Genomic DNA, 26,355 nt, shown 5'->3' with positions numbered 1-26,355 from the left:
TCACGAGGACCGGCAGGCGGCGGCGATCCGGGCGGCGGTCTCCAGCAGCGGGTCCACCAGCCGGGGCAGCTCGCGGGCGCGCCGCGAGGCCAGCACGATCCCCACGGCCGCCACCGCCCGCCCGTCCACGACGACCGGCGCCGCCGCCGAGCACGAGCCGAGCGTCATCTCCTCGTGGGTCAGCGCGTAGCCCTGCGCCCGCACCGCCGCCAGCTCCCTGGCCAGCCGGCCCGGCTCGGTGACGGTGTGCGGCGTGGGCCGTTCGAGCGCGCGGGCCAGGTACGCCTGCACGAACCACTCCGGCTCGTGGGCCAGCAGCGCCTTGCCCACCCCGGTCGGGTGCATCGGCAGCCGCCCGCCCGTGCGCGAGACGATGGGCACGGCCCGCCTGCCGTACACCTTGTCCACGTACAGGACCTCCAGGCCGTCGCGGACGGCGAGGTGCACGTTCTCGCCGGTGGTGGCGAACAGCTCCTGGAGCCAGGGGTGCGCGCGGCCCTGGAGGCTGCCGGGCGCGAGCTGGCCGAGCTCCCACAGCCGCAGCCCCACCCGCAGCCGCCCGTCGGGGGAGCGGCTGAGCGCCTGCCACTCCTCCAGCTCGGCCACCAGCCGGTGGGCCGTGCTGAGCGGCACCCCGCTCCGCCTGGCCAGGTCGGTCAGCGTGAGCTGCGGATGGGCCGCGTCGAACGCGCCCAGGATGGCCAGCACCTTGGACGTCACCGTCTGCCCCGGACGCCGGGCTCCTCCGGACATGACCACACTCCTGCGCACATCTTCCACTCAGTGGAAGAGGCTACTCGGCTCCGGAGGCCGGCAGGCAGCAGACTTCCCTCATGCGAACTCAGGTCGGGATCATCGGCGCGGGCCCCGCGGGCCTGCTGCTGTCTCATCTGCTCCACCTGCGCGGCATCTCCTCGGTGGTGCTGGAGAAGCGCAGCCGCGCCTACGTCGAGCGGCGGGTCCGCGCGGGCGTCCTGGAGCAGGGCACGGTGGACACGCTCGTCGAGGCGGGCGTCGGCGCGCGCCTGCTGCGCGAGGGCCTGCCCCACCACGGCATCGAGCTGCGGTACGGCGGCGCGGGCCACCGCATCGCCTTCGACGAGCTCGTCCCCGGCCGGGCCATCACCGTCTACGGGCAGCAGGAGGTCGTCAAGGACCTGATCGCGGCCCGGCTGGCGGCGGGCGGCGACCTCCGGTTCGAGGTCGAGGACGTCGAGGTGCACTCCCCGGAGTCCGGGCCGTACCTCACCTTCGGCGGGCAGCGGCTCGACTGCGACGTGATCGCCGGGTGCGACGGCTTCCACGGCGTCTCGCGGCCGAGCGTCCCGGACGGGGCCCTGGAGGTGTTCGAGCGGGAGTACCCCTTCGCCTGGCTGGGCGTCCTGGCGAAGGTGGCGCCCTCGTCGGAGGAGCTGATCTACGCCAGGACCGAGCGCGGATTCGCGCTGCACAGCATGCGCTCGCCCACGGTCAGCCGCTTCTACCTCCAGGTCCCGGCCGACGCCGACGTGGCGCAGTGGCCCGACGAGCGCGTCTGGGCCGAGCTGAAGGCCCGCCTGGAGACCGTCCCCGGCTTCCAACTGGCCACGGGCGAGATCATCGAGAAGGGCGTCACGCCGATGCGCTCGTTCGTCGCCGAGCCCATGCAGTACGGGCGGCTCTACCTGGCCGGGGACGCCGCCCACATCGTGCCGCCGACCGGCGCCAAGGGGCTGAACCTGGCCGTGGCCGACGTCCGGGTGCTGACCGAGGCGCTGGCGGCCTTCTTCGAGCACGGCTCGACGGAGCTGCTCGACGGCTACTCGACGGCGTGCCTGAAGCGGGTGTGGCGGGCGCAGCACTTCTCGTGGTGGATGACGACGCTGCTGCACACCTTCGACGATGACGACGCGTACGGACGGCGGCTCCAGACCTCCTACCTGGACTACGTCACCTCCTCGGAGGCGGCGGCGACCACGCTGGCGGAGAACTACGTCGGCCTGCCCTTCGACTGACCGCGCGACGGCCGCGCGACCGCCCCTGGGTGGGCTGACCTCGGGCGATGCCTTAAGGTTGGCGCGTGGTTTTCGAGGAGGGCTGGGCGCGTTCGCCCCTGCGGTGGTTGATGGACACGCTGGGCCATGCCCAGCTCGCCAGGATGGAGTCCGAGCCGGCGCTGGTCGCGGCCGTGGATCAGCACGCGGCGCTGCTGCGTGACGCGATCCCGCTCGACCGCGAGACCCTCGGCGACTACCTGCTGGGCTTCCTCGACGAGCTGCGCCACCGCGGCTGGATCTTCAGCGGCGACCACGACGCGCCCGCGCTGCGGCTGACGGCGGTCTGCTGGCTCGCCCGCGAACAGGGCTTCCTCGCCGAACCCGCCTGACCCCGCGCCGGACGTCCCGCGCTCAGACGGCCACCACCCGGCACCGGGCCCCGCTCCCGGCCGGCCCGCGAGGCTCACGCTCGCCGGCCGCGCCGCTCACGGCAGGGCCGCCGGGCTCAGGCCCGCCGGTCGGCCGTCCGTGAGGGGTCCGCGTGACCGGGCGCTTGTCCCGGTCACACGGAGCTCAGGTCTCCGGCGGGAGGTCCGCGCGGGTGGCCCCGCCGGTCGGGCCCGTGGTCGGGCCGGTCGTGCCGGGCGCGCCGGGTGTGGTGCGGGCCGGTTCGGCGGGACGGGCCATCGTGCGAGCGTCCTCACGCCCCCGCTGGTACGCCTCGGCGTGCGCCCTGGCCTGCGGCGCCTCCGCCTCGATCCGGCCGATCCAGCGCTCCCAGCGCTGCTGCATCGGGCGGACGAGCCCGCCGCCGAGCCCGATCGCGATGATCGCGCCGATGGTGGCGAGGACGGTGATGAGCACCGGGGTCGTGACGGTCGTGGCGACGCCGATCTGGTTGAGCGCGGCGATGATGCCCAGCGCCCAGATGAAGACGGCCGCCGCGATGCCGAGCCAGCGCCCGTAGGACAGCCCGCCGAGCGCGCCGTCGACGAGATCCCGGACGGCCCGGGCGATCGCCCCGGCGATCACGATGATCACGATGGCGACCACGGCCTTGGGCAGCCAGCCCACCACCCCGTTGAGCAGCGCCGAGATCGGGTTGGGCCCGAAGACGCTGAAGGCGATCTGCAGGGTGATCAGCAGGATCGCGTAGTAGACGAGCTTGGCGAGCAGCCCGCTGGCGTCGTACCGGCTGCTTTCGAGCCAGCGCTGGACGCCGCTGCGCTGCACCGCGCGTTCGAACCCGACGCGGTCGAGGATCTTGTCCACGAGCTTCTGCAGCGCCTTCGCCACGATCCACCCGATGATCAGGATCACCAGGAACGCGACCAGCCTGGGCACGAACGTGGCGACCTGTCGCCAGGCGTCCGTCAGGCCTTGGCCAATATTGATGTCCACGGTTTCCTCCAAAACGAGGAGCTCATGGAGTCGCGGTACCCGGCTGAACTGGGACTATGCACTCATTGCTACCAAATTTTCGCTCAGTGTTACATTTGTACAAGTGTGCGCAGGCGTTAGGAGAGCCGGCGCAGGTCCATCTGGAAGTTCTGGTGCCAGGTCTGGCCGCCGTCCACGGTGGTCTCGCCGATCTCGTGCCAGGCGGTGCCGGTGAACGTCAGCGTGTAGCGGCTGGTGTAGCCGGGCGTCTGGAGGCTCCACTGGAAGGTGTCGTCGCCGACCACCGGCACCACCGTGGTGACGTGGCCGCGGGAGAACGCCTCCCAGCGGTACTGGCCGGTCGCCTCGGAGTAGTTGATCACCGCCAGGGCGCTGTCCACGATCGTGCGCGGGTCGGCCATGTCGCGGCCCTGGCCCTCGACCGAGATCACCAGGTCGCCCGCCTGCCAGCGCACCCGCTCGGTCTGCAGGAACTCCTGCCGGGTGCCGGACGGCGTGACGGTCCACCCCGTCCCGGCCCACGTGCCGATCATGAACGACAGCCGCCGCATGGCCTCCGCCTGCCCGACCGGCGCGGTGGACGTGCGGGCGGCCGCCGTCGCAGGGCCGGGGGAGAGCAGGGCCGCCAGCAAGGCGAGCGGCAGGAGCAGGCGGACCAGTGACTTCATCGAGGCGTCCTCGTCAGTGAGCGGCTGATGCCGAGCCGGGGGTGAGCGGTCAGGTAGAGGCCGGTGGCGGCGTCGTACAGGTCGTTGGCGTCCATGAGCATGGGGGCCAGGGTGCTGCCGGCGGGCGTGACGTCGCGCAGGGCGCGCAGCCCAGCGTCGTGGGCGGCGGCCACCAGCTCGCTCATCGGCGCGGTGCCGCCGGCGGTGGTGGCGTCGGTCAGGTCGGACAGCCCGGCCGTGATCGCGGCGAACGCGTGGCCGGACCGCTCGCCCCTGACCAGGTGCTGGGCCAGCCAGAAGTAGCTGGCCCGGCCGCGGTACTGCCGGTAGACCGACGAGACCATGGTCAGCAGCCGCTGGTAGGCGTTGCGGTACAGGGACTCGTAGAAGCCCAGGGCCTCCTGCTCGCTCACCTCGCCGCGTTCGGCGGCCGTGATCGAGGCCGCGGCCAGCAGGGCGCTGTACATGGCCAGGTGCACCCCGGTCGACAGCAGCGGGTCGAGGAAGCAGGCGGCGTCGCCGGCGATGCGGTAGCCGGGGCCGCAGAAGGAGCCGGCCGCGTACGAGAAGTCCTGCTCGACGCGCACCGGGCCGGTGAACCTGCCGATCAGCCCCGCCACGGCCGGCGACTCGGCCACCACCGCGTGGAACATCTCCTCCAGTGACCGGTGGTGGGGGCGCCGCTCCAGGAAGCGGGTCTGGTGGGTGACGAAGCCGACGCTGAACACCTCGCCGCGCAGCGGGATCACCCAGTACCAGCCCTCCGGCGCGGAGATCACGTTGATGCCGCCGCCCGGCGTGCCGGGAAGGAGGCCGCCGCCCTGGTAGTAGCCCCAGATCGCGACGTTCCTGAAGACGTCGTGCGGTCGCCGGTCACGGAAGTGCTGCGCCGACAGCACCCCGGCGCGTCCGGAGGCGTCGACCAGGTGATCGAAGCGCTCCAGGCCGCGGTCCCACTCGGCGGCGCAGGCGCGGCCGTCCTCGAACAGCACGCGCCTGACCCTGGCCTGCTGGATCACCTCCACGCCCTGGGAGGCGGCGTGGTCCAGCAGCACCTGGTCGAAGTCGTCCCGGTCCACCTGCCAGGAACGCACCTCGGGGCCGAACGTGGCCGCCCAGTTCACCGTCCAGTCGCGCTCGGCGCCCCAGCGCAGCAGCAGGCCCTCCTTGACGGGATAGCCGCGCTCCTCGACCTTCTCGTGCGCCCCGGCGTAGTCGATGATCGTCCGGCAGGACGGCGAGACGGACTCGCCGATGTGGTAACGCGGAAAACGTTCGCGTTCCAGCAGCCGGACGTCCATTCCATTACGGGCCAGCAGAGTCGCGGCGATCGAGCCCGCCGGGCCGCCGCCGATCACTAATACCCTGGTCATCACGAGCCCTTCCGATAATCGATACGTATTACGCAGCGACGGGCCCGGCGTGCGGGGCCCAATACGTAGGCCGATACGTATATTCCGGCGTTATTCTGGACCGCCGGCCCGGCCTGTCCGATGATGCGTCTGAGTTCCGTTCCGTCTTTCTGCAAGGAGCGCGCATGGGATTGAACCTCCGGCTGGTCGTTCCCCTGGTCTACGCCGCCGCGGTGGTCGTGGCCTTCCTGATCGGCAAGACGGTCGGCTCGGTGGTCGTCATCGCCGGCGCCGTCCTGGTGGCCCTGTTCTTCGTGTTGTCCGGCCGGTCACGTCAGCGCGAATAGGGCCCCCCACGGGTCGCGCACGATCGTCGCCCGGGGATGCCCGGGGGCGGTCGTGGCGCCCAGCCGGGCCGCCGCCGCGGCGGTCGCGGCACGGTCGGCGGTCGCGAAGAACGTCATCCACCGCGGCCGCGCCCCCGTCCCCTCGCGGACCGCGGGCGCGGCGCCGAGCAGGTCCCGGTAGAACGCGGCGCCGGCCGACCACAACTCGTGGGCGCACCACGTGCCGGGCTCGCCGGCCAGCACGATCCCGGCCGGCCGGCGCCCCTCCCAGAAGCCGACGGCCGCCCCCGCCGGGTCGGTCGCGAACAGCACGCGCCCGTCCTCGCCGGCCGCCATCGGGCCGAGGACGAGGCTGCCGCCCAGCTCCTTCACCCGTACGGCCAGGGCGTCCACGTCCGGGGCCGCCAGGTAGGTGTTCCAGGAGGCGGGCAGGCCCGGCGGCACCCGGCCGAAACCGGCCACGACCCGGCCGCCCAGCTCGACGAAGGAGTAGCCGCCCTCCTCGCGGAAGGTCCAGCCGAACAGTTCCCCGTAGAAGGCCCGCGCGCCGGCCGGGTCGAGCGCCCCGTAGTCCACCCAGCACGGCTCGCCCGGCTCATAGTGCTCGTGAATCGGCACGCCCGGCCTCCTCCGTCTCGTCGGTTCCCAGGGCCGACAGCCGCAGGTGCGCGGCGACCAGCGGCGCCACGACCTCGGGCCGCTCGATCAGGCACAGGTGTCCCGCGCCGGGGACGGTGACCGTGCGGCACCGGGGGACCGACTCGCGCAGCAGCGCCGCGCCGGCCCGGAACGTCGGCATGTCCCGGTCGCCCACGACCACCAGGGTGCGCGCCCGGATGCCGCGCAGGTCCTCCACCGTGTGCACGTGCCTGCTCAGCCCGTGCATCGCGCCGTCGCGCAGCTCCCGCCACGAGTGCCGGGCCACGATCGCCCGCAGCCCGGCCCGCAGCCCGGGATGGTCCTCGGTGCCGCGGAAGATGTCGGGCGGCGAGGACATCCACAGGTCGGCGAGCTGCTCGCCGTCCGCGCCCATCCGGGCCAGCCCGGCCAGCGCCCGGTAACGCTCGGCGGTGCCCGGCTCGGGAGGCGCGCCGGCGATGGTCGGGGAGCCGACGATCAGCCCGCGCACGTCGCCGGGGTGGTCGACGGCCAGCTGCAGGGCGATCATCGAGCCGATCGACTCGGCCACCACCAGCGTGGCCGACTCCGCCCTGGCCAGCCCGGCCAGCTCGGCCGCCAGCGCGGGCAGCGACGTGCCCGGCCGCAGCGGCCCGGACCGCCCGTGTCCCGGCAGGTCCACGCCGACGTGCCGCCAGCCGGGCAGCAGGTTCCACAGCGGCTCCCACACCGAGGCGTCCATCGTGTAGCCGTGGATCCACAACACGGCCCGGCCCTCGCCGGTCGAGCGCACGTACAGGCTCATGAGGACGCTCCGGCGGAAGCGGGGACGGGGGCGAAGCCCTGGCAGAAGCGGCGGAAGGCGATGACCGGGGTGTCGCCGGCGTCCAGCCGCTGCGGGGCGCCGGTGTCCAGGTGGTCCCAGACGACGCGGTCCTGGTCGAAGGCGTAGCGGGCGCCGTGCACGAGCGCGGGCAGCGAGTCCCGCCGGTCCGGCCGCACGCCGATGGCCACCCGTCCCACGCAGCCCGTCCCGTCCGGCACCGCGCCGGTGACGATCGTGTACGGCGCCGACTCCGTGCCCAGCTCGGTCACCACGAGGTGCGGGCTGTAGGCGCGGGCCACGAACCGGGAGGCGAAGTCGAGCCGCCGCTCCCGCTCCCACGGCGGCGCCTTGGTCCGGAACTCGCCCTCGATGACCAGCTCGTCGTGCCCGCCCATGCTGACCCGCATGCCGCGCACCGAGGGCACCAGGTGGACGGCGCCGAAGTGCTGGGCGTCGAAGGCGTTCTCGACGACGTACTCGGCCGGGACCGTCACCGGCTGGTTCACCGCCGCCACGATCTCCAGGTCCTCGGCCGCCTGCTTGATCACCTGCTCGAAGCCGCGGTCGTCGCCGGGGTCGCCGGACAGCCGGGCGAACAGCGCCGCCCCGGCCCGCAGCGTCCGCAGCTCGCCCACCGACCAGCGGCGGCCGGAGTCGCCCAGCGAGACGCGCTTGCCGTGGAAGGGGCAGATCACGCAGTCGCCGTCCAGCTTGCCGCCGTGGGCCAGATGGGCGCCCCGGTGGGGGCAGGTGGCCTCGAACACCCGGATCCGCTCGCCGTCGCGCACCGCCATCAGGCGCGCGCCGCCCAGCCGCAGCGGGGTGATCCCCGGGCCGATCTCGTCGTCGAGGGCGAGCAGGAACCACCCGCCGTGCAGCTCCCCGTTTCCGGCCGTCATCTCTCCAGCGCCCCAATCACCTCTGTGGCCGCGCGCTCCCCGCTGGCCATCGCCATGTGCGCCATGGGCGGGCCGGACAGGCCGACGGTGGCCTCCCCGGCGAAGAAGACCGTCCCGCCCAGCGGCTCGGCCCAGGCCGGGGACGCCCACAACGTCCCCACACCCGGGTAGGTGTACGCGCCGCCCGCCCACGGGTCGGCGCCCCAGTCGGACACCACCACCTCCGCCTTCAGCCCCTTGGTCCACGGCAGGGCGCGGGCCAGCAGCGCGGCCAGGCCGCCCGGCTCGGCCCACGCGCTCCGGGCCGCCGCGGCGGCCCGGCCCTTGGCCATCACCAGCACCTCGGGCCGCCCGGCGGTCGTGCTGACGAACCCCAGACGGCCGCCGGCGTCGAAGACCACGACGGACTCGGGGGCGGCCACGGGATGGACGGCCAGCCCGCACCAGGCGTCGCCGGGCCGCAGCTCGTAGGCCGCCGCCTGCTTGCGCACCGGCAGGTCGTCCAGCACGAGCCGCCCCTCGGCGACCACCGGCGGCGGCACGGTCACCACGGCGGCGGCGGCGCTCTCCGCCCGCCCCGCGGCGGTCAGCGCCCGCACACGGCCCGGCCTCCAGGACAGGCGGACGACCGCGTCGCCGAGCCGCACCCGCAGCCCCTCGGCCAGCCGCGCGGGCAGCCGGTCGAAGCCGCCGGGCAGCGCGAACTCGCCCCGCCCCGACCGGTCGGCCCGGCGCAGCGCGGCCAGCGCGGGCGCGCTCAGCGCCTCCGGCTCGGCCGCCCAGTTCTGCCGGAACCACTCCGCCGCCGGCTCCAGGGCCTGCGGGCACTGCGCGGTCTCCTCCTTGAGCCACGTCGCGACCGGCACGTCCCAGGGGCTCGCGCCCGCCAGGCGGCGCAGCGGCTCCCGGGCCGCGCCCGACGTCAGCCGCTCCTCCAGCAGCGGCGGCGTGGGCCGCAGCGCGGTCAGCGGGCGCGGCCCGCCGGGCAGCAGCACCCGGGCCGCGCGCCGCGGCACCGGCACCGGCGCCGCCAGGCCGGGCAGCGCCGCGATCGGGTTGCGGTCGCCGTGGATCACCTGCGCGCCCAGCTCCAGCAGGGTCGGCCGGTGGGTGCGGATCCGGCCGCCCACCCGCTCCCTGGCCTCCAGCACCGTGACCGCCAGCCCGGCGGCGGCCAGCCGCGCGGCCGCCGCCAGCCCGCTCACCCCGGCGCCGATCACGACGACGTCAAGCTCTGCCACCGGCACATCCTCTGTAGTAGTTTGTCCTCGGCCTGATCACGAGGAGACGCCATGACGGCACCCCGAACGCTGCCCGGCCACCTGGCGCACCCGTTCTCTCCTCGCGGGCGGCTCGACCCGTATCCGGCGTACCGCTGGCTGCGCGAGCACGATCCCGTGCACTTCGACGTCACCTCGCGCATGTGGCTGCTGACCGCGCACGCCGACTGCGCGCTCGCGCTGCGCGACCCGCGCTTCTCGGCCGCGCTCGGGCAGCGGGAGCGGGTCAGGGACGACGAGCTGCCGCCGTCGATGCTGACCACCGATCCTCCCGAGCACCAGCGCCTGCGCTCGCCCGGCGCGCTGCTGATGGGCCCGGCCGCGATCCGCGGCATCGCCGGCGACATCGAGGCCGGGATCGGCGCGGTGCTCGACGGGCTGGCCGGCCGGGAGGAGTTCGAGGCCACCGCCGACCTCGGCGAGCCGCTGGCCACCGGCGTGCTGGCCAGGCTGTTCGGCCTGCCGGCCGCCGACGTGCCGGCCTTCGCCGGGCTGGCCGCCCGCGTGTCGGTCAACCTCGACCCGCTGGCCGGGCCGCAGGCCGCCGCGGCCGGGCGGGCCGCGATGGGCGAGCTCACCCGCTTCCTCGGCGAGCGCGCCGACGCCGCCGCAGAAGCCGCAGAAGCCGCCGGAGCCGCAGAGGCCGCAGAGGCCGCAGAGGCCGCAGAAGCCGCCGGAGCCGCGGGAGCCGCCGGGAACGGGCCGGGCGGCTCGCCGTTCGGGCGGCTGGCCGCCGACGACCGGCTGACCAGGGCCGAGATGCTCGGCATCGCCGCGCTCACGGTCGTCGGCGGATGGAAGCCGCTGGCCGAGATGGTGGGCAACGCGCTCCACTGGCTGCTGCCGCGCCAAGAGGCCGCCGGCCTGATCAGGGACGGCGGCCCGCAGGCGGCCGAGGCGGCCGTCGACGAGCTGCTGCGGCTGGAGTCGCCGATCCCGTTCACCGCCCGGGTGACCACCGAGGCGGTCCCGCTGGACGGCGGCGTGATCCCGGCCGGGGCGAGGGTGCTGGCCCTGGTCGGGGCGGCCAACCGCGATCCGGCGGTCTTCGACCGGCCCGACGAGCTGCTGGTCACCCGTTCGCCCAACCCCCATCTGGCCTTCGGCGCGGGCACCCATCTGTGCCTGGGCGCGCCGCTGGTCAGGCAGGCCGGCGGGCTGCTGCTGAGCGGGCTGCTGGAGCGGTATCCCGGGCTGCGCCGCACGGGGAAGCCGCCCGCCTGGGCGCCGGGCCTGGTGCCCAGGAGGCTGACCGGCTTCACCCTCGCCATCTGAGCCCCTTCCCCGGTCAGCGGACGTTGGCGCCGCGCCAGCGGAAGGTCAGCAGGCTCAGCAGCAGCGCCGCCAGGCACCAGCCGCCCAGCACCGCGGCGGTCCTGCCCAGCTCCCACGCGCCGGCGGGCTCCACCACCGCGAAGTCGGCCGGCAGGAACACCGAGCGCAGGCCCTGCGTCATCCACTTCAGCGGGAAGAACGCCGCCAGGCTCTGCATCCAGGCCGGCAGCTCGCTGTAGGGGAAGAACACCCCGGAGATGAACTGCAGCACCAGGAACGGCAGCGTGACGATCGCCGCGGCCGAGCGGGCGTTCGGGATGATCGCGCTGAAGGCCACCGCCAGCAGCGAGCAGGACGTCGCCCCGAGCAGCAGCACCCAGGCGAAGGTCAGCCAGTGCCCGGCGTCGGGCGGCAGCGGCAGGCGGAACAGCGCGACGCCGACGCCCAGCAGGATCGCCGCCTCCAGCACCCCGGTCACCACCACCCGGACGATCTTGCCGACGAAGTACGCCGTCTTCGGCATCGGCGAGGAGGCCAGGCGGCGGATCATGCCGTTGTCCCGCTCGATCGCGATGTTGATGGCCAGGCCGTTGAAGCTGACGCTCATGATGCCGCAGGCGATGATCCCGGCCACGAACATCTGCTTGAAGTCGGTGTGCGTGCCGGGGACCGTGCCGGAGAAGATCGAGCCGAGCACCAGCAGCAGCACGATCGGCAGCAGCAGCGTGAAGAACAACGACTGCCGGTTGCGGAAGAACGACTTCAGCTCCACCGACGAACGGGCCGCCGACGCCCGCCACAGCCCCGACCCGCCGCCCGGCGCGCGCACGGGACGGCCCTGCTCGGCCACGATCGCGTTCGAGCTGGTCATGCCTGGGCCCCCTGGTTCTCGCGGATCAGCTTGAGGTAGACGTCCTCCAGCGTGGGCCGGTGGACGCGCAGGTCGGGCAGCTCGTCGGCGCCCGCGTGCGCGGCCCAGGGCAGCAGCGCGGCCAGGGCCCGCGTGGGCGTGTGGGTGAGCAGCGTGAGCGTGCCGCCGGGCACGCCGGGCGTGCAGGACGGGTCGAGCGCGGTGCCCGCGGGCAGGTCCGGCAGGCCGGCCGCGCTCAGCTCGGGGGTGAGGGTGAAGCTCACCGCGGCGGGCGTGTCACGCCGGCCGCCCAGCTCGCTCACCGGCCCGGTCTCGACGATCCGGCCGGCCACGATCACGGCCGCGCGCTGCGCCAGCGCCTCCACCTCGTCGAGGTAGTGGGTGGTCAGCACGGTCGTCTTGCCCTGGTCGGCGAAGAAGCGCACCAGGTCCCACGCCTCCATCCGGGCCTCCGGGTCCAGCCCGGTGGTCGGCTCGTCGAGGAAGATCAGGTCGGGGTCGCCGACGACGCCGACGGCCACGTCCAGGCGGCGCAGCTGGCCGCCCGAGAGGGTCTGGGCCTGCTTGCGCTCCTTGGCGCCGAGGCCCACCATGCCGATCACCTGCGCCGCGGGCAGCGGCGCGGGGTAGAAGGCGGCGAAGTGCTCGACGACCTCGCGGACGGTCAGGTCCGCGTAGGCGCCCGTCGTCTGCGGCACGATGCCGAGCCGCGCCCGCCACTGCGGGGCGTCCTCGGCCGGGTCACGGCCGAGGACTCGCACGTCGCCGCCCGAACGCCTGCGCACGCCTTCGAGGATCTCGACCGTGGTCGTCTTGCCCGCGCCGTTGGGGCCGAGTAAGGCGAACACCTCTCCGGGACGAACGTCCAGGTCCACACCCTGCAGGATGAGAGCGGGACCGTACTGCTTGCGCAGCCCCCGTACGTGGACGGGGTTCGCCTGGTCGTCGGACATGATCTCCTCTACCTCCTCTTGGCGTGCGTGGCTCCCGGCGTCAGGTGCAGCAGCAGCAGGGGCAGCAGCAGCAGTTGACGTCGACGCCGGCCGCGATCGAGTCGAGGTCGCCCTCGCTCAGCTCGGCCATGTCGATCTGCGGCGTCTCGGGGATGTGGAACTCGAACGTCCCGGTCTCCAGCCCGCGCTCCCACAGCGAGACCTGCACGTCGAGGTTCGTGTCGTGGTGGCCGTCGGGAACGTTGCGCACGAGGGTGATCTGGGCGCCCGCGGGAACCTCGAGGCCGGCCTCGGCCAGCGCCTCACGGGGGTTGCCGTCCAGTTTCGCCGAGAATTCCTCGCTCGACCACGCGGTGATCAGGACTCGGGTGTAGGCGTTGACGAATTCGGTCCGCTCTCTGGGGTTCAGGGCCATTGCGTCCTCCTGGAGCTTTTCCCCTTCGGCGCGGTGCGCCGTCTCGGAACGGAGTCTTACACAGCCGAATTCGCAGTGCCTAGACTTAATTTCCGGGGCCCTGGATTAAGTATTGAGAGCCCTCTGCTTAAAAGGTACTCTGCAAATACGCCGACCGGAACAATACGAAGCGATATACGTATTCGATGGCCGGAAATGCGTATCGAGAATACTTGTTTGCGTAAGCCATCGGGAGAACCCATGTCCGGGACGTACGTATCCCCCCGGGTGCCGCCGGGACCCGCCGGAACCCAGAGCCTGAGGGCCATGCGCGACGCTCCGCTGGAGTTCGTCACCGCCATGGCGGCCCTCGGCGACGTCACCCGCCACGACGCCGACGGCGAGCCGGTCTACATGCTCAACCGCCCCGACCTGGCCAGGCACGTGCTGAAGGAGAACGGCGCCGCCTACACCAAGGAACGCACGCCGGACGACGACATGCTCCGCCCCCTGCTCGGCAACGGCCTGCTGACCAGCGACGGCGCCGAGTGGGCGGCCCAGCGCAGGATGTGCGCGCCCGCGTTCCGGCCCGCGGAGGTGGACCGGTTCGACCGGGTCATCGTGGAGGCGGCCGAGAACCTGGTGGCCCACTGGGCCGGCGGCCGGCCCGTACGCGTCGACCACGATCTGACCTCGCTCACCCTCACCGTGATCGTGAAGGCCATGCTGGGCACCGACATCGGCGTCGCGGGCGCGGGCTTCGGCCGCGCCGTGGACGCGGTCAACCGGTTCATCGGCCACTACGTGCCCGGCGACGACCCCGATCCGGCCGACACGGCCGCCCGGCACGCCGGCTTCCTGCGCGCGCGGGCCTTCCTCGACCGGGTCACCAGGCTCATCATCGCCGCCCGCCGGGCCGGCGGCGCGGGCGACGACCTGCTCGGCGCGCTGCTGGCCGAAGGGCACGCGATGTCCGACGCCGACCTGCGCGACCAGGTGCTGACCATCGTCATGGCCGGGCACGAGACCACCGCCAAGTCGCTGACCTGGACGCTCCACCTGCTCGACCGCAACCCGGAGGCGGCCGATGCCGTGCACGCCGAGATCGACGAGGTGCTGGCCGGCCGCTCGCCCACCGCCGCCGACCTGCCCAGGCTGCGGCAATGCCGGCAGGCCGTCCAGGAGGCCATGCGGCTCTACCCGCCGGTCTGGCTGATCTCGCGCCGCGGGACGGCCGGCGACGTCCTGGACGGCTATGACGTACCGGCCGGGTCGCTGGTGTGCGTCAGCCCGTGGGTGCTGCACCGGGATCCGAGGTACTGGGCGGAGCCGGAGGCGTACCGGCCGGAGCGGTTCGACCCCGACCGGGCCGCCCGGCTGCTCAGCCACCAGTACCTGCCCTTCGGCGGCGGCCCGCGCATCTGCGTCGGACGGCACTTCGCGCTGGCCGAGGCCACGCTCGTGCTCGCGGTGATCCTGCGCGGGCTGCGCATGGAGCTGGTGCCGGGCTTCCCCGTCGAGCCGGAGGCGCTGGTCACGCTGCGGCCCCGGCACGGCCTGATGATGACCCCGAGGCCCCGGTGAAGGGCCCGCTGAAGGACCGCCCGACCGGCTCCTACGACGCCGCCAACACCACCTGGGGCGGCGTGGCGGGCGAACTGGCCCGGCTGGAGGCCCAGGCGGCGCTCTCCTTCGAGGAGGAGCTGCGCATCATGCGCGACCTCGGCCTGACCGGCCAGGGCCCGCTGCTGGAGCTCGGCGCCGGTTCCGGCGCGGTCACCCGGAGGCTGCGCGCCGCCGAGCCCGGACTGCCGGTCATCGCGCTCGACGTGGACGCCGCCCTGCTGCGCAACGCGGGCGGCTGCGGCGCGCCGCTGGTCACCGCCGACGGCGCCCGGCTGCCGTTGCGTACCGGCAGCGTGGGCGGCGTGCTGCTGCGGTACGTACTGCAGCACGTGGGCGACCCGGCGCCGATGCTGGCCGAGGCGCTGCGCGTGCTGCGTCCCGGCGGCCGGATCGTGGTCGTCGAGGTGGACAGCATGTTGTGGGGGCTGACCGACCCGATGTACCCGGAGCTGGCCTCCGTCCACGCGACCATGGCGCAGGCCCAGCGCGGCGCCGGGGGCGACCGGCGGATCGGCAGGAAGCTCACCCGGCTGCTGCGCCGCGGCGGGTTCGCCGACGTGGTGCTGCGCCCGTTCGCCACCACCAACGACACCCACCCCACCGCGGCCTTCGCCCCGCACCTGGGGCCCGAACGCCTGGCGCCGCTCGTCGCCTCGGGCGCGCTGCCGATGGCGGGGCTGGCCCTGGCCGCCGACCGCTGGCGGCGCTTCCTGGCCGACCCGGACGCGTGGGTCATGCTGCTCGGCTTCGTCGTCGCCGGGACCGCACCGTACGGACCGGCTCAGCACCCATCGGAAGGAAGCACGTCATGAGTCCGTTCTGGAAGATCTTCATCGCGATCTTCAGCTACATCAGCGCGATCGTGGGCCTCGGGCTGGCCGTCGTGAACGCCAGCGAGAAGCCGCCCTCGACCTCGCTGGCCATCGTGTACGGCGCCGCCGGCCTGCTGTTCCTGGCCGTGGGCGTGCTGCTCAGCCGCAGAGCCCGCTACTGAGGGCGGCCCGGGGCCCGGCCCCTCAGGAGGCCGGGTCGCAGGGACGCACCTCGACGATGTCGCCGGGCGCGTAGGGCATCTTGCGCGCCCACGACTCGGCCTCCTCGGCCGACTGGACCTCGATGACCCAGATGCCGCCGATCTGCTCCCGCCCGACCGCGTACGGCCCGTCGACGGCGGGCCCGTCCGGCCTGACCAGCTTGCCCTCCCTGGACCTGGTCAGCCCCGCGCCGTACTTCACCTTGACCCCCGCCATCGCCATCGCCCGGCCGAACTGGCGGTGGGCCTCGGCCATCCGCTCCCGCTCGCTCTCGCTGAAGGCGTCCCAGAGCGTCTCGTCGCCGTGGATCAGCAGCACGAAGTCCATGAGTCGTCTACCTCCCTGTGGGTTCTGCCCCAAAGGCGTGGTGGGGTGCGGGCAGAGCCCCGGTCGGCACTATCGTGACATCCTTCCACGGTCGCAGCGCCGTAACTCGACCCGGTCGCCGGGCCCGGCCGGCAGGCGTCCGGCCCACTCCAGCGCCGCCTCCTCCGAGGGCAGGTCGAGGATCCACATGCCGCCCAGCTCCGGACGGCCGTCCTCGCGCGGCTCCCCCTTCGCCGCGTCCGGGCGGGCCAGCCGCGCGCCGAACAGCACCGTGACGCCGGACTCCCGCAGCTGCCGCCCGAAGTCGAGGTAGGCGGCGAACAGCGCGGCGCGGTCCTGCTCCGGCAGCTCTGCCCAGGCCCGTTCCGGCCCGTGGATCAGCAGCGCGAACTCCATGACGGCTCCTCCCGTGCGCTCACATCTGCCGCCGCGCCAGCCGCGCGAACAGCCCCTGCTCCTCGGCGAGCAGTTCGTCGTAGGTGCCCTGCTGGACGATGCGCCCGCCGTCGAGCACCAGGATCTTGTCGGCGTCCCGGATGGTGGACAGCCGGTGGGCGATGACCACACGCGTGGCGTTGAGCCGCCGCGTGCTCTCGGCGATGACGTTCTGGGCGGGGTTGTCCAGGGCGCTGGTCGCCTCGTCGAAGAAGACGATGCGGGGCCGCGAGACCAGCGCCCTGGCGATCATGATGCGCTGCCGCTGGCCGCCGGAGAGCGTGTTCGTGCCCTCCGACAGGACGGTGTGCATGCCCATCGGCATGGCCGTGATGTCGTCGGCGATGCCGGCCATCGCCGCCGCCTCCCAGGCGTCGTCGACGGTGTGGTTCGTGCTGCCGACGATGTTCTGCCTGATGTCGCCGGCCAGCAGGGCGCCGTTCTGCAGCACCACGCCGCACTGCCGGCGCACCGCGCCGAGGTCCAGCTCGCCCAGGTCCTGGCCGTCGTAGAGGACCGAGCCGACGTCGGGCTGCTCGAAGCCGAGCAGCAGGCGCAGGATCGTGGACTTCCCGCTGCCGGTCGGGCCCACGATGGCGACGAACTCGCCGGGCTCGATCGACAGGTCGATGTCGGTGAGCACCGCGGGGCCGTCCTCGCCGTAGCGGAAGGAGACGCGCGACAGGCTGACGCGGCCCGACAGGTCACCGGGGTCGGCCTTGCCCGCGTGGTCCTCCGGCTCGGCCTCCAGCACCGGCGCCAGCTTCTCCAGCATCGGCACGACGCCCATGGCCGTGATGGCCGCCCCGGTGAACTGCAGCACCGAGGCGATGAGCAGGCTGAACGCGGCGAAGAAGGCCAGGAACGCGCTGATCGGGAGCTGCCCGCGCAGCGGCCCGGCGGCCACGGCGAAGATCACGACCGAGCAGACCAGCGGGAACCCGGCGTTGAAGGTGGTCACCACGTTCTGCAGCCGCCGGGCCGCGGCCGAGGTGGTCCTGGTGGCCATGAAGTCGCGCGTCCACACGCCGAACGCCTGGTCCTCCGCGGCCGCCACGCGCAGCTTGGGCACCGCCGACAGCAGCTGGAACACTCGCGAGGACAGCCGCTGCTCCTGCTCGTACAGGCGGCGTTGCAGGCGCACCTCGAAGAAGCCGGCGACCGCGCACACCAGCACGCCGGCCAGCACCAGCAGGGTCGCCAGCAGCGCCAGGCCGACGTCGTAGAAGTACACCAGCGCCAGGTTGGCCAGCCCGCCGAACAGCCCGAGCGTCGCCGTGGTCATCACCCCCGACAGCGTCTCCTGCGCCGCGCTCACGCCCAGCACGGTCGTGCCCAGCTCGCCGGTGGAGTACCGGCCGAAGAACGTGACGGGCAGCGACAGCAGCCGCGTCCACGCGCCCGCCTGCACCCGGGCCGACGAACGGCCCTCGATGCGCAGGGCCGCGACGTTCTGCACGATCGACAGCGCCCCCGCCACCAGCGCGCCGCCGATCACCAGCGCCGCGCCCTGCACGATGAGGTCGCGCTCGGCCCGCTGCACGAACGTCCCCAGCACCAGCCCGGTCATCGCGGGCACCAGCAGGCCGATGACCGCCACCAGCGTGCCCAGGGAGGCCAGCACCCACAGGTCGCGGCCGTTGCGGGCCAGGCCGAAGCGCAGCAGCCCGGCCACGGTCCGCACCTCGCGCGGCAGCGGCTGGTACAGCACGTCGGCCTTGCCGCTCAGCGTGGCGGCCACCGCCTTGGTGACCGGCGTGACCCGGCTGTGGCCCGGCTGGGCCACCACGTACCGGGAGCCGATCGGCAGCAGGGCCACCGGCGTCCCGTCGTCGGACCGGTAGCCCACCATGGGCCCGATGTCGCGTTTCCACCAGCCGTCGTCCAGCCGGACCGAGCGCGTGCGCACCCCGGAGGCCAGCGCGACGGCCTGCAGCGGGTCGGCCCCCCTGGCCTGGCCGGGCGGCGGCGCGGTCACGGTGAACCCGCCGTGCGAGGCCACCAGCCTGGCCGCGGCCAGCGTCGGCGGGTCGGCGGTGACGTCGGCCAGGCGCACCTTGGCCTCGGTGTCGCGGAGCAGCGTGTCGAAGCCGCGGCGGGCCGCCCGCGTCGTGCCGGCCTCGCGTTCCTTGCGCCGCCGCAACGCCTCCAGCTCCTGCGCCCGCCGCCGCTCGACCCGGCGGTCCACGGTGTAGAGGAAACGGATGGCGTGCTCGACCCAGCGGGCCCAGATCGTCTCGTCGGCCAGCAACTGCCAGGTCGAACGGGCACGCAGCCGGGCGGGCGCGTCGGCGACCAGCCAGTCCCGCTCGGTCACCGCCAGCTCGGCGCCCGCGGTCAGCACGCCGGCCACCCCGTCGGGCATCTCGACCGCGCCCGCCTCGACGGTCATCCACCGCACGCCGTCCACCGACCGGGCGGCGCGCCCGGCGGGCAGCTCGGTCACCGCGTCGGGCAGCAGCGGGACGAACTCGCGCGGCGGCAGCGCGTCGCGCAGGGCGGTGGCCAGCGCGATCATCCCCGCCTCCAGCCCGCGGACGAACTGCCGCACGGCCAGCCCGTACTCGGCGGTGGACATCGTCGCCGACCGGTTGGTGCCCGACAGCTCGCCCAGCCTGGCCAGCGGCAGGCGCGAGACGCGGGTGCCGAGCACCGGACGGCCCACGATGCCGTGCCGGGGCCCCTTGGGCGAGCCCGGCAGCAGCGTGCCCTGCCGGACCCGGCACAGGTAGTGCCACCGGCCGACCGGACGGCCGCCCTCCAGCCGCACCGCGAACAGGTCGACCGCGCCCTCCTCCACCAGCAGCACCTCGCGCACGCCCGACACCACGAACAGGTTCTCCGCCGAGTAGTCCACCGGCGTGGCGGCGTCGGTGAAGAACGGGGCGAAACCGGCCACCTTCAGCACTGCGCCACCCTCCGTGTCATGCGCCGTGTCATCCGCCCTGTCATCCGTCCCGTCATCCGGCGTCGCCGTTCTTGCGCGAGCTCCTGAGCAGCTCGGCGTAGTGGCCGTCGAGCGCCAGCAGCTCGGCGTGCCTGCCGCGTTCGACCACCTCGCCGCGGTCGAGCACGATGATCTCGTCGGCGTCGCGCACGGTGGACAGCCGGTGCGCGATGATCAGGCAGCCGCAGCCGCGTCTGCGCAGGTTGTCGGCGATGGTCCGCTCGGTCTCGGGGTCCAGGGCGCTGGTCGCCTCGTCCAGGATCAGCAGCGTGGGCTGGATCGACAGGGCGCGCGCCAGCTCCAGCCGCTGCCGCTGGCCGCCGCTGAGGTTCCTGCCGCCCTCCAGCACCCGGCTGTTCAGGCCGCCGGGCCGGGCCGCGATCAGGTCGAACAGCGCCGCGTCGCGCAGCGCCGAGACCGCCACCTCGTCGGGCACGTCGTCGCTCCACAACGTCAGGTTGTCGCGCACGGTGCCCTCGAACAGGGTGATGTCCTGGTCCACGTAGGCGACGGAGGCGGCCACGACGGCCCGCGGCAGGTCGTCGCGCGGCCGGTCGTCCAGCAGCACCCGGCCGCCGGTCGGCGTGTACAGGCCGGCGGCCAGCTTGCCGGCGGTGGACTTGCCGCTGCCGGAGTTGCCGACGATCGCCACCCGGCGGCCCGGCACCACGGTGAACGACAGGTTCCTGATCACGGGGGCGGCGAGCGCGTTGTAGCCGAAGGTCACGTCGGCGAACTCCAGCCGCCCGTCCAGGCGCCCGCCCGGGTCGGCCTGCTCGCCGCCGCCGGCGGCCCGCTCGAACGTCCTGGCCATCGGGTACTTCTCGACGTCGTACAAGCGGCAGATGTCGGCCGAGATGTCCTGCAACTGGCCGCCCAGGTTGGTGAGCTGGGTGACCGGCCTGGACAGGGCGGTGAGCAGCGTCTGGAACGCCACCAGCATGCCGACGCTGATCACCCCGTCCACCACGCGCAGCCCGCCGATCAGCAGGATCAGCCCGCTGTTGACGCCGGCCAGCAGCGGCGGCACGACGGTCAGCGTCGCCGTGGCCACGCCCAGCCGCTGCTTGGCGGTGACCGCCTTGGCCAGGAACCCGGCCCAGCGCTGGAACGCCGTCGGCTCGGCGCCCGTCGCCTTGACGGTCTCCACGAGCTGCAGCGTGTTGAACGTGGTGGAGGTCAGGTTCCCCAGGTCGGCCCGCAGCGCCGCCACCGCGTCCGTCCGCGCCCGCGACACCTGGCGCAGCACCGCGATGTTCAGCAGCGCCATCGACACCCCGACCAGCCCGAGCAGCAGGTCGTAGCGGATGAGCACGGCCGCGTAGAACAGCACCAGGACCAGGTTCACCAGCGTGACGGCCAGGTCCCGGGACAGGATCTCGGCCACGCCGTCGTTGGCCTGCACCCGTTTGGCCACCTCGGCCGGACGGCGCTGGAGGAAGAACTCCACCGGCAGCCGCAGCAGATGGCGGAAGAAGCGGGCCGAGCTGACCAGGCCGAGCCGGATCTCCAGCCGCAGCAGGTAGTGCCGCTGCACCGAGGTCAGCACGAACACCACGACCGCGGTGACCCCCATCGCGAACAGCAGCGGCACCAGGTAGCCGGGGTCGCGCCCGGTCAGGATCCGGTCGATGAACACCCGGCTGAACGCCGGCCCGATGATGCCCGGCACGACCAGCAGCAGGCTGGCCAGCAGCACCAGCGGGAGCGCCCGGCCCGACGGCATCCGCCGGGCCAGCAGGGCCTGCCCGACCCGGGCGGGCCGGCCGCCGGGCCGGAAGTCCGGCCCCGGCTCGAACGTCAGGACCACGCCGGTGAAGCCGGAGTCGAAGTCGTCCCAGTCGATCATCCGGGGGCCGCTCGCCGGGTCGTTGACCGCGACGGCCTTCCTGCCGAACCGGCTGCGCACCCCCTCCAGGACCATGAAGTGCTGGAACGCCCAGAACACGATGGCCGGCTCGGTCAGCGAGCGCAGGTCCGCGGCCTCCATCTGGAAGCCCCTGGCGATCAGCCCGTACCGGCGGGCGGCGGCCACCACGCTGGAGGCCTTGGCGCCGTCGCGGGAGACGCCGCAGGCCGAGCGGAGCTCCTCCAGCGGCACGAACTTGCCGTGGTAGCCGAGGATCATCGCCAGCGAGGCGGCCCCGCACTCCACGGCCTCCATCTGGATCACCGTCGGCGTGCGCCGCCGCCACCTCCACCGTCGCCGCCGCCGTACGGGGGCCGCCGGGGGAGCGGGCGCGGCGGCCTCCCCGGGGCGGTCCGCATGCCCCTGCTCGGGGACGCCGGTGGTGGTCACACGTCCCTCCCGGGGGCGCTGGTCGTGGTCACGCATCCCTCCTCCGGCCGGGCGGCGGCGCACTTCACGCGGCCCACCTCAACGCCCGAGCAGCAGGTCGAACAGCGTCTGGCTGCCCAGCCCGATCGCGCCGCTGACGGACACCTGCGACTGCAGGCCCACCGGCGGCCCCGTCCTGGTCGACCAGGCGTAGCCGGACGGCGTGCCGGCGTCGCGCACCAGGTCCACGATCACCAGCCTGGACGGCGTGCCGCGCAGGTAGCCGCGCGCCGGGTCCTCGCCGCCCACCAGGTCGGCGGCCTGCTCGGTCATCACGGGGTAGGCGCTGACCGACGCGACCCGGCCGCGCAGCAGCCCGTACGCGCCGGGCGGCGCCGAGGAGACCGCCAGATCGACCGGCTTGCCCGGCACCACGCCCATCGCCCGGTCGACCGGCACGAACAACATCGCCACCAGCCGGTCGCCCGGCGCGTCCGTACGCTCGATGAGCAGCAGCTCCTCGCCCTCCCTGACCACGTGCCCCGGCACGGCGGAGCCGGCGACCACCCGCCCGCCGAACGGGCTGCGCACCACCTGCTCCCACCCGCCGTCGGCGGCGATGACCGCCACCGCCTGGCCCTGCCGCACCGCCTCGGCCGGCTGGACGAGCATCGAGCGCACCGTCCCGCCGTACGGGCTCTGCAGCCGCGCCGTGCCGCCGGGATGCGTCAGCAGCCCCGCCGCGGGCACCGTGACCGGCAGCCGTCCGGCGAAGAACCACACCCCCGCGGCCATCACGATGATCAGCACCACGAACGTGGCGATCCACCCGCGCGGAGAGGCCAGCAGCGTCGGCGAGTCCAGCTCGTCGGGCTCCCGCATGCGCTGCAACGCCTTGAACCGGAACTTCATCACGCCGTCCCCTGGGAGCGGCCGCCGGGCCGCCGTCGTGCCGTCATGTGCCCATCACCGCCGGCTGCCGACGATCAGCTCGCCGACGCTGCCCTCGGTCAGGTAGTCCAGGCCGCTGGCCAGCGCGAAGTCGGCGGCGTCCCCGCCGCCCAGCGCGCACACGGCCAGGTCCATGGCCGTGCCGGCCAGGTAGAGCGTCTGGTAGAGCACGCCCACGTGCTTGAGGACCAGCGAGTAGCCGATCGTCTCGTACTTCCACATCACCCGGCCGAAGCGGGCGGTGACGGTCAGCACCACCTGCGGGTCGCCGGTGAGCTGGGCCGCCGACCTGGCGCGCTCGACCAGCGCCCGCACGGCGGGGGTGGGCGGCGAGACCAGTTCCAGCGCGTGCCCGGCGGTGTCGTAGTGCCACAGCCCAGGCTCGGCCCCCTGGCAGGACACGATCAGCGGATAGACCTCCAGCTCGTGCACCGAGCCGCCGGAGGGGTAGGGCCGGTCGGTCAGCTCCTGGCCGTCCGGCGAGGTGAACACGGCCCGCCGCCGCATCGTCCGGTAGAGCAGCTCGCCGAGCTGGGCCAGGGTGATGGGCGCGTCCGGGTCGTGCTCGCGCAGGGAGCGGCGGCGTTCCAGCGTGTCGGTGAGGCTGGGGTCGGTCTTGGCCAGCAGCTCCAGATCGGGGCGCGGCAGCTCGATCCGCTCGCCGGCGAACGGCGGGGGATCGGCGGGCACCGGGCCGAAGCGGGGGGTGAAGGCGTACGTGCCGCCGTAGCGGCCGGTGCAGCGGGGGCCGCGGCTGTGGGCGTGCAGCCACAGGTCGCGCGGGTGCCACTGGGCCTGGCGCAGGTCGTCGTCCTCCGGGCCGGTGGCGAGCACGCCCGCCGCCGCCAGGAACCGCAGCACCTGCGCCCGCCCCTGGCCGCCGTCGTTCGCCAGTTCCGCCGGGGTCGTCCAGGACGCCAGCGCGCCGAGCAGCCCGCAGGCGGCGGGCGACAGCTCGACCGCCGCCGGGCTGCGCGGGGAGCGCACGGTCAGCACGCCCTCCCCGGCGGTGACGACGGCGAAGCGCGACAACCTGATCGGCGTGTCCGCCGCCGGCGCGGGCGCGGGCTCCACGTTCCCGGCGCCGACCGGGCGCAGCCGGGCCCCCGCCGCGGCGTACTCCAGCAGGCCGGCCCTGGACAGGCGGCGTACCAGCAGGTTCCAGCGCAGCAGCCCGGCCTCGCCCACCGTCGCCGCCAGGGCGGTCTCGCCGGCGTCGCCGCCGGCCAGGATCCGCAGGGCGGCCGCGGCGCCGGCGTCGAGCCCGCGCAGGCCGAGCGAGCCGGCCGGCGTGGAGACGCGCACCTCGCCGTCCGCCTCGGTCAGCTCCGCGTCCCGCCGCAGCCGCAGCTTGGTCTCGTCCATGGCCCGCTCCTCTCCGTCACCCAGGGGCCCCGCGAACCGGTCAGAAGAAGACGCTGGTCGGGTTGAGCTCGTCCTCGGCGCGGGGCTCGGGGACCCAGCCGAGCGCGACCGGCACGTCGTACAGCCGGCCGGGGCCGAGCCGCCGCCAGAAGTGCCGCATGCCGGGCGCGATCACCCGGACCACGCTGAGCTCCAGGTCCGGACGGCTCTGGTCGAGCGCGATGACCTCGATCCCGGCCGCGGCGGCCCTGGCCACGCAGGTCTGCACGTCACCGGCCAGGTCGCCGCCGTCCGAGCGGGCGTAGTCGGCCAGGGTGCGGGGACGCGCGGCGGGGTCGGGCACCAGCCACGGCTCCGCGGCCAGCTTGGTCTCCTTCCACCAGGCCAGCGTGGCGACGTCGTCGTCCAGGTAGAGCGTCTCGCCGTGCTCGTCGCGCCGCTCCACCGAGGGCAGGAACTGGTTGACCTCGGTCAGCGTCCTGATGGCGGCGATGCGCGGGTCCAGGTGCGCGCCGAACCCGACGATGACGTCCTCCACCGGGTGCCCAAGCCGGTGCGAGACCCCGACGAACGCCGGGATGCCGAGGTCGGTCGTGATGTCGAGCAGCCACAGGTCGCGGTCCATGCCGCGGTAGAACTCGCGCACGGTGTCGACGTACGGGTCGCGCAGCGAGTCCAGGTCGAAGGCCGGCCGCCGGGCCCGGTTGTACCACCACAGGGCCACCGCGTCGCGCTCGACCAGCTCGCAGAAGCCCTGCAGGACGGCCTCCTCGATCGAGTTGCCCGAGGCGTTGCCGTTGGAGTCGCCCACGCAGTAGAAGTGGCGCTCCAGGTCGGGGTGGCCGTACCAGGCGTAGCCGGCGGGCACCAGCCGCTCCCGCTCCTCGGTCAGCGACCAGGCGGGCGACCAGTCGATCGGCAGATCCGTACGGAACCGCTCGGGCACCAGGTGCAGCCGGTGCGCGGGGTCCTTGTTCCACTCCTCGCGGCCGGCGTACTGGGCGTCGGAGAAGTGCAGCAGCGACTCGGGGTGGACGGCCACCGCAGGGTCGAGGTCGGCGTAGGCGGCCTCGGTGACCGGCTCCTCGCCGCGCCAGACCCCCGAGTAGCGCTCGATGGCCTCGCACAGCGCGCTCACCTTGGCCTGCACCTCGGTCCGGCCCTTGCCGCCGCTCTGCCCCCGCAGGTTGCGCCGCAGCAGGTCCATGTTGTCGCCGATCATGGCGAAGTTGTGGCCGGCGGTGAAGCTGTAGGTGACGCCGTTGTCCTGCTCGGCGAACGTGTGCAGCCGGGTGACCGCGCCGATCAGCGGGCTGATGTGCTTCTCCAGCCGGGCGTACGTGCGCGCGGGCGGCTCGATGCGGTAGCCGCCGTCGGTGACGTGCCGGGCGCTGCGCGCCGACAGCGCGACCTTGGGGCTGCGCTGGCTGATCAGCGTGGGATCGCCGCAGGCCGGGCACTGCGGCAGCCGGACCAGGGTGTGCTCCATGACGCCGAGCGTGCGCAGGTCGACGGTGGTCATCCGGCCTTCCAGCCGCGAGGGGGCCGCCCCGGCGGCGATCCGCGCCAGCTCCACGGCCAGCAGCCCGCCCGCCACGGCCGGACCGGCGGGCGCCGACTCCCGCGCCGGGTGGAAGGGCGCCCCGCCGCCGCGCTTGCCCGCCAGGTACCGCTCGACCTGCCGGTTCCCGGCCAGCCGCTGCGCCAGGCAGGCCCAGCAGCCGGTACGTCCCGGCTGGAGCACCGGGCCGACCCACAGCGTGATCCCGCCCGGTTTCACCAGCGCCCACGGGTGCCCGGCGGCCAGGTAGGCGGCGTTGAGCCGGTCGAGCGCCGGATCGAGGTAGTCGCCGGCCACCACGACCGACATCGTCCCGCCGGGCTCGGCGGCCGCCTCCTCCACGCTCGCCGTACGCATGCGTAGTCCGTGCTCGCGCAGCACCGGGAGCAGCGCCGCGGCGTCGGCCCCCGCGCAGGGCACGACGGTGAATTCGGCGCGGGAGAGCGCCTCATGGGCGTGGACCGGGTCAATTCCCTGCGCGTCCCAGAATGCCAGCGTGCTGTCCGGCCAATCCGGGCGGCCATTGGCGAGATGGCCGAATGCGGCGAATTTGCGAATGGCGATCAGCGTCTGCGGCAGCGGCACTTCGTCGCTCAGCGCGCTCGCGATCTCCGCGACGGTACGCCGTCCGTCCAGGTAGGGAAGGAGTTTCCCGGCCCCCGCCGACCGGACGAGGTAGTGCTGACCCTCGGCCAGGAGAAACACCTTCGACCCGTCGATGACCTGGGGTGTGAAGTGCGCCTTGAGACGTGGGCGGTCCATGGCCCTCCCCGTGTCGGGTCCATATCGGTTGATCGCAGAGTCGCATCGGGCCGGATCCGGTGTAAAGACGTAATTCCGGCGTACGCATTTCACCGGTACGACGGGCGAAAATACGTATTGGTCCGTCGGGAATGCGCATGTGCCGCGGCATGGGCCGACTGTTGAACCTGGTGCCAATAGTCCGGATTAGTCGGATTCGTGCGCCCAGG

At 73.8% G+C, this 26,355-nt stretch carries 25 protein-coding genes; 7 read left to right on the top strand and 18 right to left on the bottom strand.

Annotation, left to right across the window (positions count from 1 at the left end; genetic code table 11):
• On the bottom strand, positions 1 to 753 hold the full coding sequence (locus tag AB0J71_RS40915) for an IclR family transcriptional regulator (RefSeq protein WP_352330259.1): 753 nt from the start codon (positions 751 to 753) through the stop codon (positions 1 to 3).
• An 80-nt stretch (positions 754 to 833) separates the two neighbouring features.
• Between AB0J71_RS40915 and AB0J71_RS40910 the strand changes: the two genes are divergently transcribed.
• Complete coding sequence (locus tag AB0J71_RS40910; RefSeq protein WP_352330257.1) at positions 834 to 1,994, top strand: 4-hydroxybenzoate 3-monooxygenase; 1,161 nt, start codon at positions 834 to 836, stop codon at positions 1,992 to 1,994.
• A gap of 65 nt (positions 1,995 to 2,059) precedes the next feature.
• Positions 2,060 to 2,365: a DUF6401 family natural product biosynthesis protein gene (locus tag AB0J71_RS40905; protein ID WP_364390050.1), complete on the top strand. Its 306-nt coding sequence runs from the start codon at positions 2,060 to 2,062 to the stop codon at positions 2,363 to 2,365.
• A gap of 184 nt (positions 2,366 to 2,549) precedes the next feature.
• On the opposite strand, the gene AB0J71_RS40900 is transcribed toward AB0J71_RS40905, so the two are convergent.
• The 3 genes from AB0J71_RS40900 to AB0J71_RS40890 all read right to left on the bottom strand — a co-directional run bounded on the left by AB0J71_RS40900 (position 2,550) and on the right by AB0J71_RS40890 (position 5,418).
• Positions 2,550 to 3,377, bottom strand: coding sequence for a hypothetical protein (locus AB0J71_RS40900; protein ID WP_364419490.1), 828 nt, complete (start codon positions 3,375 to 3,377; stop codon positions 2,550 to 2,552).
• A 116-nt stretch (positions 3,378 to 3,493) separates the two neighbouring features.
• Positions 3,494 to 4,045 carry a hypothetical protein gene (locus AB0J71_RS40895; protein WP_364419488.1) on the bottom strand — a complete coding sequence of 184 codons (552 nt, stop codon included), beginning with the start codon at positions 4,043 to 4,045 and terminating at the stop codon, positions 3,494 to 3,496.
• The gene (locus tag AB0J71_RS40890) at positions 4,042 to 5,418 is read right to left on the bottom strand and encodes an NAD(P)/FAD-dependent oxidoreductase (RefSeq protein WP_364419486.1); all 1,377 of its coding nucleotides are present in this window, start codon (positions 5,416 to 5,418) and stop codon (positions 4,042 to 4,044) included. Before AB0J71_RS40890 ends, AB0J71_RS40895 begins: the two co-directional genes overlap by 4 nt.
• 164 nt (positions 5,419 to 5,582) lie before the next feature.
• Here AB0J71_RS40890 and AB0J71_RS40885 point away from each other — a divergent pair, with 164 nt between their 5' ends.
• A complete protein-coding gene (locus AB0J71_RS40885) occupies positions 5,583 to 5,744 on the top strand; it encodes a hypothetical protein (protein WP_352329725.1) in 162 nt (53 codons plus the stop codon).
• On the opposite strand, the gene AB0J71_RS40880 is transcribed toward AB0J71_RS40885, so the two are convergent.
• Genes AB0J71_RS40880 through AB0J71_RS40865 form a run of 4 tightly spaced genes read right to left on the bottom strand, consistent with a single transcriptional unit; the run spans position 5,727 to position 9,328 of the window.
• Complete coding sequence (locus AB0J71_RS40880; RefSeq protein ID WP_352329723.1) at positions 5,727 to 6,362, bottom strand: VOC family protein; 636 nt, start codon at positions 6,360 to 6,362, stop codon at positions 5,727 to 5,729. The genes AB0J71_RS40885 and AB0J71_RS40880 overlap by 18 nt on opposite strands.
• Positions 6,340 to 7,167 carry an alpha/beta hydrolase gene (locus tag AB0J71_RS40875; RefSeq protein WP_352329721.1) on the bottom strand — a complete coding sequence of 276 codons (828 nt, stop codon included), beginning with the start codon at positions 7,165 to 7,167 and terminating at the stop codon, positions 6,340 to 6,342. The genes AB0J71_RS40880 and AB0J71_RS40875 overlap by 23 nt, the downstream gene beginning before the upstream one ends.
• On the bottom strand, positions 7,164 to 8,087 hold the full coding sequence (locus AB0J71_RS40870; protein WP_364419484.1) for a Rieske 2Fe-2S domain-containing protein: 924 nt from the start codon (positions 8,085 to 8,087) through the stop codon (positions 7,164 to 7,166). Before AB0J71_RS40870 ends, AB0J71_RS40875 begins: the two co-directional genes overlap by 4 nt.
• Positions 8,084 to 9,328 (bottom strand): FAD-dependent oxidoreductase, encoded by a 1,245-nt coding sequence (locus AB0J71_RS40865; protein WP_364390054.1) that lies wholly within the window; start codon positions 9,326 to 9,328, stop codon positions 8,084 to 8,086. Before AB0J71_RS40865 ends, AB0J71_RS40870 begins: the two co-directional genes overlap by 4 nt.
• Before the next feature lie 51 nt (positions 9,329 to 9,379).
• Here AB0J71_RS40865 and AB0J71_RS40860 point away from each other — a divergent pair, with 51 nt between their 5' ends.
• Positions 9,380 to 10,642, top strand: coding sequence for a cytochrome P450 (locus AB0J71_RS40860; protein ID WP_364419482.1), 1,263 nt, complete (start codon positions 9,380 to 9,382; stop codon positions 10,640 to 10,642).
• 13 nt (positions 10,643 to 10,655) lie between these two features.
• On the opposite strand, the gene AB0J71_RS40855 is transcribed toward AB0J71_RS40860, so the two are convergent.
• From AB0J71_RS40855 to AB0J71_RS40845, 3 genes are read right to left on the bottom strand one after another with little or no spacing between them, the layout of a single operon-like run.
• Positions 10,656 to 11,513, bottom strand: a complete 858-nt coding sequence (locus AB0J71_RS40855) for an ABC transporter permease (protein ID WP_352326161.1) — start codon at positions 11,511 to 11,513, stop codon at positions 10,656 to 10,658.
• Entirely contained in the window at positions 11,510 to 12,466 is a 957-nt protein-coding gene (locus AB0J71_RS40850; RefSeq protein WP_352326162.1) for an ABC transporter ATP-binding protein, read from the bottom strand. The genes AB0J71_RS40855 and AB0J71_RS40850 overlap by 4 nt, the downstream gene beginning before the upstream one ends.
• A 40-nt stretch (positions 12,467 to 12,506) precedes the next feature.
• Complete coding sequence (locus AB0J71_RS40845) at positions 12,507 to 12,881, bottom strand: hypothetical protein (RefSeq protein ID WP_352326163.1); 375 nt, start codon at positions 12,879 to 12,881, stop codon at positions 12,507 to 12,509.
• Between the two features lie 306 nt (positions 12,882 to 13,187).
• Here AB0J71_RS40845 and AB0J71_RS40840 point away from each other — a divergent pair, with 306 nt between their 5' ends.
• From AB0J71_RS40840 to AB0J71_RS40830, 3 genes are read left to right on the top strand one after another with little or no spacing between them, the layout of a single operon-like run.
• Positions 13,188 to 14,444, top strand: coding sequence for a cytochrome P450 (locus tag AB0J71_RS40840; protein WP_364419480.1), 1,257 nt, complete (start codon positions 13,188 to 13,190; stop codon positions 14,442 to 14,444).
• Positions 14,441 to 15,298 carry a methyltransferase domain-containing protein gene (locus AB0J71_RS40835; protein ID WP_352326165.1) on the top strand — a complete coding sequence of 286 codons (858 nt, stop codon included), beginning with the start codon at positions 14,441 to 14,443 and terminating at the stop codon, positions 15,296 to 15,298. Before AB0J71_RS40840 ends, AB0J71_RS40835 begins: the two co-directional genes overlap by 4 nt.
• A complete protein-coding gene (locus AB0J71_RS40830; RefSeq protein ID WP_352326166.1) occupies positions 15,295 to 15,480 on the top strand; it encodes a hypothetical protein in 186 nt (61 codons plus the stop codon). Before AB0J71_RS40835 ends, AB0J71_RS40830 begins: the two co-directional genes overlap by 4 nt.
• A 22-nt stretch (positions 15,481 to 15,502) precedes the next feature.
• Here AB0J71_RS40830 and AB0J71_RS40825 read toward each other — a convergent pair whose 3' ends face one another.
• The 7 genes from AB0J71_RS40825 to AB0J71_RS40795 form a co-directional block, all read right to left on the bottom strand.
• On the bottom strand, positions 15,503 to 15,847 hold the full coding sequence (locus tag AB0J71_RS40825) for a YciI family protein (protein WP_352326167.1): 345 nt from the start codon (positions 15,845 to 15,847) through the stop codon (positions 15,503 to 15,505).
• A 69-nt stretch (positions 15,848 to 15,916) separates the two neighbouring features.
• On the bottom strand, positions 15,917 to 16,243 hold the full coding sequence (locus AB0J71_RS40820; protein ID WP_352326169.1) for a YciI family protein: 327 nt from the start codon (positions 16,241 to 16,243) through the stop codon (positions 15,917 to 15,919).
• 19 nt (positions 16,244 to 16,262) lie between these two features.
• Positions 16,263 to 19,190: an NHLP bacteriocin export ABC transporter permease/ATPase subunit gene (locus tag AB0J71_RS40815; protein WP_364419478.1), complete on the bottom strand. Its 2,928-nt coding sequence runs from the start codon at positions 19,188 to 19,190 to the stop codon at positions 16,263 to 16,265.
• Positions 19,191 to 19,242: 52 nt separating this feature from the next.
• Positions 19,243 to 21,564: an NHLP family bacteriocin export ABC transporter peptidase/permease/ATPase subunit gene (locus tag AB0J71_RS40810; protein ID WP_364419476.1), complete on the bottom strand. Its 2,322-nt coding sequence runs from the start codon at positions 21,562 to 21,564 to the stop codon at positions 19,243 to 19,245.
• 42 nt (positions 21,565 to 21,606) lie between these two features.
• Positions 21,607 to 22,419 carry an HlyD family efflux transporter periplasmic adaptor subunit gene (locus AB0J71_RS40805; protein WP_364419474.1) on the bottom strand — a complete coding sequence of 271 codons (813 nt, stop codon included), beginning with the start codon at positions 22,417 to 22,419 and terminating at the stop codon, positions 21,607 to 21,609.
• 54 nt (positions 22,420 to 22,473) lie between these two features.
• Positions 22,474 to 23,823, bottom strand: a complete 1,350-nt coding sequence (locus tag AB0J71_RS40800; RefSeq protein ID WP_364419472.1) for a SagB family peptide dehydrogenase — start codon at positions 23,821 to 23,823, stop codon at positions 22,474 to 22,476.
• Positions 23,824 to 23,863: 40 nt separating this feature from the next.
• The gene (locus AB0J71_RS40795) at positions 23,864 to 26,146 is read right to left on the bottom strand and encodes a TOMM precursor leader peptide-binding protein (RefSeq protein WP_364419470.1); all 2,283 of its coding nucleotides are present in this window, start codon (positions 26,144 to 26,146) and stop codon (positions 23,864 to 23,866) included.
• Positions 26,147 to 26,355: the final 209 nt, after the last annotated feature.

It is taken from the genome of Nonomuraea sp. NPDC049637 (assembly GCF_040675235.1).
Classification (GTDB): Bacteria; Actinomycetota; Actinomycetes; order Streptosporangiales; family Streptosporangiaceae; genus Nonomuraea.
This window is presented reverse-complemented; position numbering and strand designations above follow the sequence as displayed.

Coding starts and splice junctions, on each gene's coding strand:
- AB0J71_RS40805 (WP_364419474.1), bottom strand. CDS start 22,419: ATGAAGTTCCGGTTCAAGGCGTTGCAGCGCATGCGGGAGCCCGACGAG.
- AB0J71_RS40800 (WP_364419472.1), bottom strand. CDS start 23,823: ATGGACGAGACCAAGCTGCGGCTGCGGCGGGACGCGGAGCTGACCGAG.
- AB0J71_RS40810 (WP_364419476.1), bottom strand. CDS start 21,564: ATGCGTGACCACGACCAGCGCCCCCGGGAGGGACGTGTGACCACCACC.
- AB0J71_RS40795 (WP_364419470.1), bottom strand. CDS start 26,146: ATGGACCGCCCACGTCTCAAGGCGCACTTCACACCCCAGGTCATCGAC.
- AB0J71_RS40915 (WP_352330259.1), bottom strand. CDS start 753: ATGTCCGGAGGAGCCCGGCGTCCGGGGCAGACGGTGACGTCCAAGGTG.
- AB0J71_RS40855 (WP_352326161.1), bottom strand. CDS start 11,513: ATGACCAGCTCGAACGCGATCGTGGCCGAGCAGGGCCGTCCCGTGCGC.
- AB0J71_RS40870 (WP_364419484.1), bottom strand. CDS start 8,087: ATGACGGCCGGAAACGGGGAGCTGCACGGCGGGTGGTTCCTGCTCGCC.
- AB0J71_RS40845 (WP_352326163.1), bottom strand. CDS start 12,881: ATGGCCCTGAACCCCAGAGAGCGGACCGAATTCGTCAACGCCTACACC.
- AB0J71_RS40895 (WP_364419488.1), bottom strand. CDS start 4,045: ATGAAGTCACTGGTCCGCCTGCTCCTGCCGCTCGCCTTGCTGGCGGCC.
- AB0J71_RS40840 (WP_364419480.1), top strand. CDS start 13,188: ATGCGCGACGCTCCGCTGGAGTTCGTCACCGCCATGGCGGCCCTCGGC.
- AB0J71_RS40830 (WP_352326166.1), top strand. CDS start 15,295: ATGAGTCCGTTCTGGAAGATCTTCATCGCGATCTTCAGCTACATCAGC.
- AB0J71_RS40825 (WP_352326167.1), bottom strand. CDS start 15,847: ATGGACTTCGTGCTGCTGATCCACGGCGACGAGACGCTCTGGGACGCC.
- AB0J71_RS40850 (WP_352326162.1), bottom strand. CDS start 12,466: ATGTCCGACGACCAGGCGAACCCCGTCCACGTACGGGGGCTGCGCAAG.
- AB0J71_RS40820 (WP_352326169.1), bottom strand. CDS start 16,243: ATGGAGTTCGCGCTGCTGATCCACGGGCCGGAACGGGCCTGGGCAGAG.
- AB0J71_RS40910 (WP_352330257.1), top strand. CDS start 834: ATGCGAACTCAGGTCGGGATCATCGGCGCGGGCCCCGCGGGCCTGCTG.
- AB0J71_RS40860 (WP_364419482.1), top strand. CDS start 9,380: ATGACGGCACCCCGAACGCTGCCCGGCCACCTGGCGCACCCGTTCTCT.
- AB0J71_RS40875 (WP_352329721.1), bottom strand. CDS start 7,167: ATGAGCCTGTACGTGCGCTCGACCGGCGAGGGCCGGGCCGTGTTGTGG.
- AB0J71_RS40885 (WP_352329725.1), top strand. CDS start 5,583: ATGGGATTGAACCTCCGGCTGGTCGTTCCCCTGGTCTACGCCGCCGCG.
- AB0J71_RS40890 (WP_364419486.1), bottom strand. CDS start 5,418: ATGACCAGGGTATTAGTGATCGGCGGCGGCCCGGCGGGCTCGATCGCC.